The 12,346-nt window shown below is 63.9% G+C and carries 8 protein-coding genes; 2 read left to right on the top strand and 6 right to left on the bottom strand.

Annotation, left to right across the window (positions count from 1 at the left end; all coding sequences use genetic code 11):
• Positions 1-47 precede the first annotated feature (47 nt).
• From GJ654_RS15015 to greA, 5 genes are all read right to left on the bottom strand, one after another.
• Positions 48-839 carry a class I SAM-dependent methyltransferase gene (locus GJ654_RS15015; protein WP_155446988.1) on the bottom strand — a complete coding sequence of 264 codons (792 nt, stop codon included), beginning with the start codon at positions 837-839 and terminating at the stop codon, positions 48-50.
• On the bottom strand, positions 836-2,161 hold the full coding sequence (locus GJ654_RS15020; RefSeq protein ID WP_155446989.1) for a glycosyltransferase: 1,326 nt from the start codon (positions 2,159-2,161) through the stop codon (positions 836-838). The genes GJ654_RS15015 and GJ654_RS15020 overlap by 4 nt, the downstream gene beginning before the upstream one ends.
• Positions 2,162-2,325: 164 nt before the next feature.
• Complete coding sequence (locus GJ654_RS15025; RefSeq protein ID WP_155446990.1) at positions 2,326-3,507, bottom strand: hypothetical protein; 1,182 nt, start codon at positions 3,505-3,507, stop codon at positions 2,326-2,328.
• 168 nt (positions 3,508-3,675) lie between these two features.
• Complete coding sequence (locus tag GJ654_RS15030; RefSeq protein ID WP_155446991.1) at positions 3,676-4,527, bottom strand: hypothetical protein; 852 nt, start codon at positions 4,525-4,527, stop codon at positions 3,676-3,678.
• A gap of 1,056 nt (positions 4,528-5,583) precedes the next feature.
• Complete coding sequence (gene greA / locus GJ654_RS15035) at positions 5,584-6,057, bottom strand: transcription elongation factor GreA (RefSeq protein WP_155446992.1); 474 nt, start codon at positions 6,055-6,057, stop codon at positions 5,584-5,586.
• A 429-nt stretch (positions 6,058-6,486) separates the two neighbouring features.
• On the opposite strand from greA, the gene GJ654_RS15040 reads away from it, so the two are divergent.
• On the top strand, positions 6,487-8,397 hold the full coding sequence (locus GJ654_RS15040) for a hypothetical protein (protein ID WP_155446993.1): 1,911 nt from the start codon (positions 6,487-6,489) through the stop codon (positions 8,395-8,397).
• Positions 8,398-8,458: 61 nt separating this feature from the next.
• Here the strand turns inward: GJ654_RS15040 and carB are convergent, their stop codons facing one another.
• Positions 8,459-11,782 (bottom strand): carbamoyl-phosphate synthase large subunit, encoded by a 3,324-nt coding sequence (gene carB, locus GJ654_RS15045; RefSeq protein ID WP_155446994.1) that lies wholly within the window; start codon positions 11,780-11,782, stop codon positions 8,459-8,461.
• A 202-nt stretch (positions 11,783-11,984) separates the two neighbouring features.
• On the opposite strand from carB, the gene GJ654_RS15050 reads away from it, so the two are divergent.
• Positions 11,985-12,344: a c-type cytochrome gene (locus GJ654_RS15050; RefSeq protein ID WP_155446995.1), complete on the top strand. Its 360-nt coding sequence runs from the start codon at positions 11,985-11,987 to the stop codon at positions 12,342-12,344.
• The last annotated feature ends 2 nt before the right edge of the window (positions 12,345-12,346 follow it).

A 12,346-nucleotide genomic window follows, 5' to 3' on the forward strand; every position in this document is an offset into this window, starting at 1 on the left:
TTCGCCATGGCGCGCGGGGTCATGGAAGGAAGGAGGCGCCGCCGCGCTCACGCCGGGCCGGGCTGCGTCGCCGTCCGGGCCGCGGATTCGTCAGCCGGTCGAGGCGCGACTTGAGCCGCCGCTTGGGCTCCCGTTTGCGGCGCCACTTGGGCCGCCGCCTGGGCCCCCGCTTGCGGCGCCACTTGGGCGGCCGCCTGCTCCTTCGCCACCTTGTCCAGTGTCAGCAGCGGTTCGAGCACGGAGCCGGTGAACAATTTCTTCAGCGCGTCCCAGGATGTTTCCGGCGTGAGCAGCAGGCCCCAGATGTCGAAGAACTTACCCTCGATCACCCGGACTTCGGAAAAGCCGGCGTTCATCGCCACCCGGCCCAGCCGCTGCGCGGTGAAGCCGGTGTGATGGGCCATATAGGTCGCGCCATTGGCGATGAACTCGCTATGACCATAGAGCATGTCGATGGGGCGAATCGCGCCCGCCGGGGATTCGTAGGCGATCGCTTCGGCGCCCTCGGCGAGGATGAAGCGGGCGATGGCGACCAGGCTCGGGCAGGTGACGATGGCGAAGCCGCCCGGCTTGAGCACCCGGCGGAATTCGCGGAAGGCCGGGATCACCTCGTGCGCGTGGAGGTGCTCGATCGCATGGGAGGAATAGATCACATCGACCATGGCGTCGCCGACGAGCGCGCGCATGTCAACGATCGAGCCGACGATATCGGGTTCGTTGGCGGGAAAAATGTCGAGACGGACCTCCGACCACTCCTGTTCATTGAACATGGGGGGAATGCGCCCGGCCGAGCGGGAGCCCGAGCCGGCGTTCAGGATGATCTTCTTGTGTTCGGTCATTCGACGTCCTCTGCCGCTGGGGTGGCGTCCAAGGCGCCGCGGCTGCGCCGAACGATGAAGGCTGGCCTGTCCGGCGCCGCGACGGGCTCGGGAACGAGGGGGGCCGAAGCCGGCTCGAGGCCGAGAATCCGCCGGACCTCGCGGAGGCAGTCCTTGCGGTCGTAGCGCGAAAGCGCCGTTTTGCGCGCGGCGGCGCCCAGGGCGGCGTGGTCGCCTGGATTGGCGAGGACGCGCGTCACCTTCTCGGCCAGCGCCGCGGGATCGTGAAACGGCGTCAGCAGTCCGTCGACGCCGTCGGTGATGGCTTCCCGCACCGGCGCCGTGTCGGAGCCGATGATGACGCAGCCAAGCGCCATGGCCTCGACCATCGACCAGGACAGGACGAAGGGAAAGGTGAGATAGACGTGGACCGTCGTGGTCTGCAGCAACTGGACGAAACGGTCGTAGGGTTGCGGCGGCAGGAAGTGCACGCGCGACAGGTCGAGCCGGTCGGCCACCTCGTCGATATAGATCGACTTCCAGCTCTTGCCCTGCTCGGGCGCCGCTCCATACGACACGTCGTCGCCGCCGACGAGGACGACCTGCGCGTTGGGCCGCGCGGCGAGGATGGCGGGCAGCGCGCGCATGAAAATATGGTAGCCGCGCATGGGTTCGAGATTGCGAGCGATGAAGGTGACGATCTCGTCGCCGCGATAGAGCACCCGGCCGCCCGGCAGTTCGAACCGGGCATTCGGGTCGGGCGCCAGACGCTCGCCGTCGACGCCCTCGTGCACGACATGAATCTTCGAATGAAATTCCCGCGGATAGGTCTGCTTCTGCCATTGCGTCGGCGAAAGGCCGAGATCGGCGTCCACCAGCGACAGCAGGGTCGCCGCGTTCTTGCAATGCAGCGTAATCAGGCCGTCGACGCCGAACTGGGGATCTTCGGGATCGAAATGGACGTCCTGGCCCTCCGGGCGATAATAGAATTCGCAGTAGATCGCGATTTTCGCTTCGGGAAAGCACGCGCGCAGCGGCAGGGTTTCGCCCCAGCCGCAATGGCCGACGATCAGGTCGGGAACAAAACCGCTGGCGCGCAATTCGCTCAGCGCGAAGAGAACCTCGGTGGCGCGGCGTCCCTCGATGTCGAGGCGGCGTGCGAACGGGTGAGTCTGTCCGACATTGAAGAACGGCATCCGATAGCGCAGCAACTCCACGCCGGGGAGGTCCTGTGCGGTTTCGGAACCAATGGCGACGACGCGGTTGTCTGGAGATTTCGCCAGTTCTCCCGCCAAACCGCGGAACTGGGCGGGAAAATTGTTATGGATAAATAAGATCTGCATACCGCTCTTCTCGCCAGGCCCGTGGGCGACGGGCCTTGCAACCCTTGATCATGCAATTTCTGCGCGAAAGATAGCGCGCGCGCGGGCCAAGGTTAACCCCGGCCGAGCCAAAAGAAAACGCCGCGCGGATCCCGCGCGGCGTCTTGTGTGTCGAACAGCGCCGATCAGGTGTTGTTCTTGAAGGTGTTGAAGTCCGACAGGTCCGCCGCCTGGCCCCAGGTGAGATGAACGTTCTGATCCACGGTGAGCGAATGATTGCCGAACGTGAACGTGGTCGTGCCATCGTTGTGGGTGACGCCGGTGATGGCTTTGCCCTGATCCACGATGTTGACGGTCGTGCCCGTGCTTGTGCCAGCAAGCACCGTCGCGTTCGACTCGGAGCTCCAGTAGTTGACGGTATCGTTGCCCGCAGCGCCGAGAATGCTCGAGCTGCCGGTGTTGGTGAGGTTGACCACGTCGTCGGCGGAGCCGAGCTTGATGGTGTCGCTGCCCTCGCCGTTCCAGACGAACAGTTTTCCCGTGCCGCCTTCGATCGAGGCGTTGCCCATGCCCAGACCGATGTACATGTTGTTCTCGCCAGCGACGATGTTGGACATCGCTCCAGCGACCGTGGCGCCAACGACTTCCGTGACGCCCGTGCCCGAATGCAGGGTGTCGCCGACGGCGACACCGTAGATGTCGGTGTGGGCGCCAGAGTAGATGGTGTCGCTGCCGGAGCCGGTGAAGATGGTGTTATTGCCGTCCGTCCAGTGTTGGCCGGTGCCGTCGTTGTTCCATCCGTAGATGACGTCGTTGCCGTTCCAGGTGTTGACCACATCGTTGCCGGAGGCGGTATAGAGCGTATCCGCCGAGGTCGACCACTGACCGCCGTTGAGGACTTGATTCGCGCCGTTGCCGGCGTGCACGGCGCTCAGGCCGCCGCCCCACAACACGTCCGAACCATTGCCGCCCCAAAGCGTGTTGGCGTAATGCGTCACCGAATCCGTTCCGCCGATGATCGTGGAATGGCCGGACGCGTTTTCGCCGGTGCCGCTGGCCACGAACGGTCCCTGGGCAAGGGTGATGGTCTCGCCTGCGCCGCTGCCCCACACGTTATCCAGCGCAGAACCCAGGTTGGCGATGGTCAGATTTTCCCCGTTGACGTTGGCGCCGGTCACGAAAAAGTTGCCGCCGGCGCTGTCCGTGACGTTGATCGTGGGCGTGCCAACCACAACCTCACCGTTGATGAGGTCGACCGACGGTTGCGCGTCGGCGATCAGCAATTGCCCGCTCGTGGTGAAATTGCTGAAGCCCACCGTCGAGGCGTCGAAAGTATGGGGAAGACCCTGGTCGACATAGGTCGTCAAGATCGTCCCCGACCCCAGATTGGCGACGTTCAAGGCCGCTTCAACCGCTGCCTGGGTTGACGCGCTCACGGTTCCGCCAAGTAGTGCTTCAAGAGATGATTTGTGGAGATTGTATGTAAAAGTCACAGCCGCCCCCGCCTGTTGTAATCAAAAGTCCGAAATTTCCGCTCAGGCGCTCGCCATGGCGCGGAAAACCTTCAACTTGGACTCGGACGGAGGATCCGCCAGAGTCCGCTCATTCGCCGCAGGATCCCCGAAGGAGGCCGCGACCAATCTCAATTGCAGCCCCACGAGCGGGTCCAGGCCCGCGGCGCCGACGATCTCAACTTCGCGCCCGCGGCGGTTGACCACGGGAGACCCGAGGAACAGACCGCTGGCGACGATTTCAAAATTTCCCGCTGACGCCCCCGACAGGCGCATCCGCAACCCGGCCAGCGGCAACGCGCGCCGGCGTGTGCCGACGAAGCTTCCGGGGCCCGCCCAGTCCAGCCAGCGCGGCGGATTGGTGGCCAGAAGCGGTTGCAATTCGACAGAGACTCCGTCCGGCAGCGCGCCGCGCACTTCCAGCCCCTCGATGGGCGCCGGCGCGTCGGGGCCGGCGATCCAGGCTCCCATCGCGACCTCGATGTCGCCGCGCCGGGAGACATGCGCCAGAATGGTCGGCGGGGCTTGGATCGCAGGCGCGATGGACGCCTCGGCGGCAGAGGTCTTCTCGCCGCCCGCCAGGGGCTCCATGCGCAACGAAGCTTCAAGGGGGTCGCCGGGATTCTGGGCGACGATCTTGACGATGAGGCTTCCGCTCTGTTCGGCGCGCACGATGGCGAAATCGCCAGGCGCCGAAAGAAACCCGGCAACGACGCCGGGAGGGGAAATGACCTCGATGAAAGGAGCGCTCGCCGAGGCCGGCCTCACGACGGCGAAAGGGGAGCTGCCGTTCGCGGCGCCGGTTGCGTAACGCAAAAGAAACAACCCACGGTTTACCGTGATCGCCGTTTCCTGCTCTTGCGTCACTTGCGCCAATACACCCTCCAGCCGCTTGAACGACCTCGAAATGGTTACCAACCACTTCATGGTTTACGATGAGTAACCGTTACGTTTGGTAACATCGGCGTACCCGCTTTTCCAGCCCAAATTTCTGTCCTGCATCGTAATTTGGCGCCGCAAGGACGCTGTCTGGCCACAAATATGGCGGCGAGGCTCGTCTTGAAGGCGAGAAAACCAATATGAAACAATGGCAAGTGGTGGAGGGGTCACGGGCGCCGCGGGATACTGTGTGAAATACGTAGGGAATGTCAGCGCACGCGATAAAGATGAGGAAGCCGTTTTTTGTCCTGCTTGATCAAACCTGAGGCAATTCAACCGAAAGTAGAAATTGGGTATTGGGGGTGTAATGGCGAGTTGTCGTCGTAACGCTCGGAGAATATGGAAAAAGGCTCGGACACAGCGGGCGCTGGCGTGTCGGCGGCGGCTGGAGGCTCTGCCGCGAATACCACTTATGGATGTGGGTATCCGTCGCCGCGCCATCGCGGCATCGGGTGGGGAAGCCCCTTAAGAATCAAGGAGGCGCCGCATAAGCGCGGCAGGTTGTGCTGCAACCTGGAGATTGGAGCCTTGGGGTCTGGTTGTGGGCAAATTCGCGCCATGGGTTGCGCTTCGCGCGCGCAATTGCGCCAAGCGCCTGACTTTGGCGGCGTTTATGTGTTTTTGGTATGGCTGATCGTGCGCGGGGGCAGTCCTGGCGGCGTGATTCTCGCCGACGCTCCGGGCGCGCGCGTGGATCGCGTCATGTTGCGCTGACTCGCGCGGCGTCGGTTGACCCCGGTCTCACGGGAGGGCGCCTGGAGCGCGCTCGCCGTCCTCGCGTTCGCCGGATGCGCTATTGTTCGGGGTTGAAGCGTTGCTGAAAACGCCCTGAGCGGAGCGCTTGCGTCGAATCGCTCCGCCGACGCGGAATACGATTTCCGAAGGATCAGTTCGGAAATCGTATTCCGCTCGCGCGGAAATCCGCCCTTCGCCCGAAGGATTTCCGCGCGATTTCGTTTTCGCGGATTGCGAAGCGATCTTGCGGAAACCGTATCAGATGAATTCCACCTTGAGGATTTCGTAGCTCTTGCCGCCGCCGGGCGTGTTGACCTCGACGGTGTCGCCCACCTTCTTACCGATCAGCGCCCGCGAAATCGGCGAGGAAATCGAGATTCGGCCGGATTTCACGTCGGCCTCGGTGTCGCCGACGATCTGGTAGCGCTTCTCTTCCTCGGTGTCCTCGTCGATCAGCGTGAGGGTCGCGCCGAACTTGACGCTGTTGCCGGACAATTTGCCGACATCGATGACGTCGGCGCGGGCGATCTTGTCTTCGAGCTCGGCGATTCGGCCTTCGTTCAGCGACTGCGATTCCTTGGCCGCGTGGTATTCGGCGTTTTCGGACAGGTCGCCATGGGAGCGCGCCTCGGAGATGGCCTCGACGATGCGCGGACGCTCCACCTGCTGGCGATGCTTCAATTCCGCTTCCAGCGCAGCGAAGCCGGCGGCGGTCATGGGCAGCTTTTCCATCCTTACGTCTTTCGTTGGTGGCGGTCCGGTTCGGACGCGCCGGGTTTAAATGCGCAACGCGCCCGTGGGGCGCGTCGGACTTGCACAAAAAGGGGCGTCATGATCGTACAGTCGGCGCTTCAGGTCAATCGCGTTCGGACGAAGGCATTGCGTGGACAACGGAGGCGGCAAGGAGCCTAGAACCCCGGTCCAATTCAAATTGCAAAGCTGGCGTCCATATGTTTACTTTGCCGCGAGCTGTCATGGTGTTCGAAAGCGTCGCGGAGATTCTTATCTCCGCAGCGCTGAGTCTTGTTAGGTTGAATTCAGAGCGCTGGGGCGTTTTTAATGAATGCGTTGAAGTGCACGATGTCATTGTTACTTAAAATGTTGGTTTGCGCTTTTGCGTCGGCCGTCTTCGTGAGGCTGTATTTGCGACATGAGCAGCCTTTGTATATCTGGGATCTCGGCATATACTGGGATGCGTTCAAGGTCTATGGTCGCGAAGCCGCGGCCCATGGTCCCTGGCTCAAGGCTCTGCGCCAGTCCGTGGCCCACGACGAATACAACGCCGCCGCGGTCGTTCCGCTGATTCCCGTCTATCGGCTCTTTGGCGGCGACCGGCTCGTCTATGTCACCGCCGTCGCGGCCCTCTATCTGACGCCCGCCGCGATGATCGCCGCGCACATCGCCAGGCGGTCCAGCGCGCCGGGCTGGTGGACGGCCGCGCTGGCGCTGTTCGCCGCCCTGTTCTCTCCGCTGTTCTGGAACCCGACCATTCGCGGCTATCTCGACATGATCGGGCTGATCCCGTTCGGCGCCGCCACATGGATCGTCCTGAGGTCGCGATTTCTCACCAGGGCGTCCGTTTACGAAGCCTTGGGCTTCGGCCTCGCGATCTGGCTGACGTTCGTGTTCCGGCGATGGTACGCTTTTTCGCTGATCGCGCTCATCGCCGCTTCGCTCGCGGTCGCCGTGGCGCTGCTGGCGGCGAATCGGCCCTTCAGCCTGGCGGCGGCGCGGCGGACCGCCCTGATCTACGTCCTGGCCGGCGTGGCCTGCCTGAGTCCGGCGCTGGCGTTCCAGGCGCCGCTGCTGCTCCAGATTCTCGACACCAACTACGCCCTGGCCTTTTCGGCCTATCAGGCCAGCGCCGCCGACCAGTTGCGCTCCTATTACGCGAATTTCGGCGCCTTCATGCTGGCCTTCGCCGCGGTCGGACTGGGCTACGACCTCTGGCGGCGCCGCTTCGAAAGTTTGTTCTGCGCGGCTGTCGCGGTGCTGACCGGCGTCCTGTTCGCCCGGGTGCAGGCGCCGTCCCCGCAGCATTTCCTGCCCGTCGCCTTCCTGCTGTTTCCCGCGTATTTTTCCGGGCTGTCGTTGGCCTCAAGCCGACTTGTTCTCATCTCCCGTCCGCTCATCTGCGGCTTGATCGCCCTGAACTTTCTGACCGTCTATCTGAAGGAGTGGCCCGCGCCTGCGAATTTTTTGCGCGCGCCCTTTCCTGAAGCGCGCTTCCTGCCCTTGCGCATCAACCATTTCGACGAGGTCCAGCGTCTGCTCCGCGATCTCAAGGCGCTGCCGCGCGACGGCAAGATCACGGTTTTCGCCTCGTCGCTGCTGTTGTCGGAATCGCTGTTCTACGCGCTGGATGAAGAGATTCGCCCGCGCCTGCTTTGGCCGGGACACGTGGATTTGCGCGACCGTTTTCACTGGGAGGTTCTTCGCGGGGACTATTTTGTCGTCGGCGCGCCGACGCCGACGGACTTGCCGCGCTCCAGCCAGCGCGTCATCACCTATCCCGCCGAGGAGATCGCCAACGGCACGGGAATCGGCGCCGGTCTCGAACGGATCGTCGGCCCCTACACGCTGGGCAACGAAGCGCTGGCTTATGTTTACAAGCGCAACGCACCCATTGCCGCCGACGCCGTCGCCGGGCTGGCCGAGCGGCTCTATGCGCACTATCCCGAGTGGCGGCGGGACGATCAGGGCGATGTCGGCTTACTGCTCGCCGTCGCGGACATCACCGGCGACGCCGGCCGGGTGAGAAAGCTGTCGCATGACGCCTTGTCGATTTCTCCTGGAAACGGCGACGCCGTCGAGATCGCGTTCCGCAACGCCGGGGTTCTGGCCGCGCGGCGCGCCGTGGTTTCGGTCGATGCGGAGGTTTTGCGGCGCTGCCCGGACGCCGATGGCGTTTCCGCGGAGCTGAAGGTCGAGGGCGCGGCGAGCCGGACGGTCGATGCGCCGCCCGGCGGCCGCGCGGAATTCGATCTGCCGGCCGACGCGCGCATCGCGCTTTCGGTCGGTCCGCGCGCCAATACACATTGCGACGACGCGGTGATCCAGTTCGTTCATTGACCTTCGGCCCGGACGGCGGGCGGCCCGTTCGCGAGCGCGGTTGGAGCGCTCGCGAAAATGGTCAATCGAAATAGTCCTGCAACGCCCGCACTTCCAGGTCGCCGGCGCGGTAGGCGCGGACCCCTTCCGCCGCCGCCAGCGCGCCCGCCAGCGTGGTGTAATAGGGCGCCTTGTGCAGCAGGGCGGCGCGGCGCAGCGAGCGGGAATCGGCCAGGGCCTGCGCTCCCTCCGTGGTGTTGAACACGAGCTGGACGCCGCCGTTCTTGATGGCGTCCACCACATGCGGGCGCCCCTCCGACACCTTGTTGATGCGCTCGGCCGGAATCCCCTGTTCCCTGAGGAAACGGGCGGTGCCGCCGGTCGCCAGGACCTTGAAGCCGAGGCCGGAAAGCAGTTTGACGGCGTCGAGCACGCGCTCCTTGTCGGTTTCGCGCACCGAGACGAACAGCGCGCCCGAGGTCGGCACCTTGGCGCCGGCGCCGAGCTGGCTCTTGGCGAAGGCGACGTCGAACGAGCGGTCGAGGCCGATCACCTCGCCGGTGGAGCGCATTTCCGGACCTAAAACCGTGTCGACGCCGGGGAAGCGGGCGAAGGGGAAGACGGCTTCCTTCACGCCGACATGCCCGCCCTTCCACGGTTTGAGCCCGAACGACGCGAGGGTTTCGCCCGCCATGATGCGCGAGGCGATCTTGGCGATGGGCTGGCCGATGACCTTGGCGACGAACGGGACGGTTCGCGACGCGCGCGGATTGACTTCGAGCACGTAGATCTCGCCGTCCTTCAGCGCATATTGCACGTTCATCAACCCGCCGACGTTGAGCGCCAGCGCCAGTTTCTTGGTCTGCTCCTCCAGCCGGGCGATCATTTCGGGCGCCAGTGAACGCGGCGGCAGCGAGCAGGCGGAATCGCCGGAATGGATGCCGGCTTCCTCGATATGCTCCATCACCCCGGCGACGAACACGTCCTTGCCGTCGCACAGGCAATCCACGTCCACCTCGACCGCGTCGACGAGGTAGCGATCGAACAGCAGCGGGTTTTTGCCCAGAACCGTGTTGATCTGGCCGGTCTTGTCGTTGGGATAGCGGGCTTTCACGTCGGAGGGGACGAGGCCGGGCAGGGTGCCCAACAGATAATCGTCGAGATCGCTCTGGTCGCGCAGGATCGCCATGGCGCGGCCGCCGAGCACGTAGGACGGGCGCACCACCAGGGGCAGGCCGAGATCGCTGGCGACAATGCGCGCCTGCTCCACCGAATAGGCGATGCCGTTCTTCGGCTGCTTCAGGCCGAGCTTGTCCAGCAGGCGCTTGAACTGGTCGCGATCCTCGGCCAGATCAATCGAGTCGACGGAGGTGCCGAGAATCGGAATGTCCGCGTCCTCAAGCGCCTTGGCGAGTTTTAGCGGCGTCTGGCCGCCGAACTGCACGATCACGCCGACCAGCGCGCCGTTTTCCTTTTCCTTCGCCAAAATTTCGAGGACGTCCTCGCGGGTCAGCGGCTCGAAATAGAGGCGATCCGACGTGTCGTAGTCGGTCGAGACCGTCTCCGGATTGCAGTTGATCATGATGGTCTCAAAGCCGGCGTCGCTCAGCGCGAAACAGGCGTGGCAGCAGCAATAGTCGAACTCGATGCCCTGGCCGATGCGGTTGGGGCCGCCGCCGAGAATCACGATTTTTTTGCGGTCGCTCGGCCGCGCTTCGCAGGCGGGAACGCCGGCGAACGGGGTCTCGTAGGTCGAATACATGTAGGCGGTGGGCGAGAAGAACTCGGCCGCGCAGGTGTCGATGCGCTTGTAGACCGGGCGCACGTCGAGCTCCCGCCGGAACGCGGCGATATCAGCCTCGTTCTTGCCGGTGAGCGAGGCGAGCCGCAGGTCCGAAAAACCGGCCGCCTTCAGCGCGCGGAAATTGTCGGCGTCCTTCGGCAGTCCGAAAGTCTTGATCTTGTTTTCCAGGTCGATGATTTCGCCGATGCGCGCCAAAAACCATGGATCGATCTTGCAGGCCTCGAAAATGTCCTGCTGGCTCATGCCCATGCGCATCGCCTGGCCCACGACGAGGATGCGGTCGGGCGTGGGTGTGCCCAACGCGCCGCGAAGCACGTTCATGTCGTCGCCGCGGCCGAGGCCCTCGATCTCGAATTCGTCGAGGCCGGACAGGCCGGTTTCCAGCGAGCGCAGCGCCTTTTGCAGCGATTCGGCAAAGGTGCGGCCGATGGCCATGGCCTCGCCCACCGATTTCATCGCCGTGGTCAGAACCGGCTCGGCGCCGGGGAATTTTTCGAAGGCGAAACGCGGGATTTTTGTCACCACGTAATCGATGGTCGGCTCGAACGAGGCCGGGGTCGCGCCGCCGGTAATATCGTTGGCGATCTCGTCGAGCGTGTAGCCCACCGCCAGTTTCGCCGCGACCTTGGCGATGGGGAAGCCGGTGGCTTTCGACGCCAGCGCGGAAGAACGCGACACGCGCGGGTTCATCTCGATGACGATCATCCGGCCGTTGGCCGGATTGATGGCGAACTGCACGTTCGATCCACCCGTCTCAACACCAATTTCGCGCAAAACCGCCAGCGAGGCGTCGCGCATGATCTGGTATTCCTTGTCCGTCAGGGTCAGCGCCGGAGCGACGGTGATGGAATCGCCGGTGTGCACCCCCATCGGGTCGAGGTTTTCGATGGAGCAGATGATGATGCAATTGTCCGCCTTGTCGCGGACCACCTCCATCTCATACTCCTTCCAGCCCAAAACGCTTTCCTCGATCAGGACTTCGTTGGTGGGCGAGGCGTCGATGCCGCGCTCGACAATGTCGATGAACTCGGCCTTGTTGTAGGCGATGCCGCCGCCGGTGCCGCCCAGCGTGAACGACGGGCGGATGATCGCGGGCAGGCCGATGTCGTCGAGCGCCGCAAGCGCCTGGGTCAGCGTCTTGATGTGATGCGAATTCGGCGTGTCCAGGCCGATTTTCGTCATGGCCTTGCGAAAAAGCTCGCGGTCCTCGGCCTTGTCGATGGCTTCCGCCGTCGCGCCGATCATCTCGATGTCGTATTTTTCGAGTATGCCCATTTTCTTGAGCGACAGCGCGCAGTTGAGCGCGGTCTGGCCGCCCATGGTCGGCAGCAGGGCGAAGCCGCCGGGGACGGCGTAGCGCTCCTTCTCGATGATCTTCGCCACGATTTCCGGTGTGATCGGCTCGACATAGGTGCGGTCGGCCAGATCCGGGTCGGTCATGATGGTCGCCGGATTGGAATTGACCAGGACGATCCGGTAACCCTCGGCTTTCAGCGCCTTGCACGCCTGGGTTCCGGAATAGTCGAATTCGCAGGCCTGCCCGATGACGATCGGCCCCGCGCCGATGATCATGATCGTCTGGATGTCTGTCCGTTTCGGCATGGCTGCTCTTTAGTTATGTCGGGCGGCGGGAGGCCGCATATGAAAAAGGCCGCGCGCCGGCCCGAGGACCGGCGTTCTGGCGCCAAGGAGGGCGCGCGCGGTCCGGGGCCGCGGTCGCGGTCCCACACAAGCCGCACCTGTTAAACGAGTTTTTTTCGACTGTGAACCCTTTTCGCACGCCTCATGAGGCGTGCGTCATCGAATGACGACTTTTTCACGCGGCCATGCTAAGAGCCCAACCGTCGCCGCCGAGATTTTTCGCATGCGCCCCGTTTTGCCGATCCTCGCCTTGTTGCCTTGCGTCGCCCTGTCGCCCGGCGCTCTGGCGGCGCAGACCGATCTGATCGCCGGATGCATCCCCTGCCACGGTCTCGACGGCATCGGGCGCGACGCGGAGATTCCCAATCTGGCGGGGCAGAACGAAGCCTATCTGTTCAACCAGCTCAAGGCCTTCCGCGCCGGGCGCCGGCCGCATCAGGAAATGCAACACATGAGCCGCCACATGAGCGACGACGAGATGACCAGCCTCGCCGCCTATTTCGCGCAACTGCCGCCGCGTTGACG

The sequence above is a fragment of the Rhodoblastus acidophilus genome, from assembly GCF_009720655.1.
Classification (GTDB): domain Bacteria; phylum Pseudomonadota; class Alphaproteobacteria; order Rhizobiales; family Beijerinckiaceae; genus Rhodoblastus; species Rhodoblastus acidophilus_A.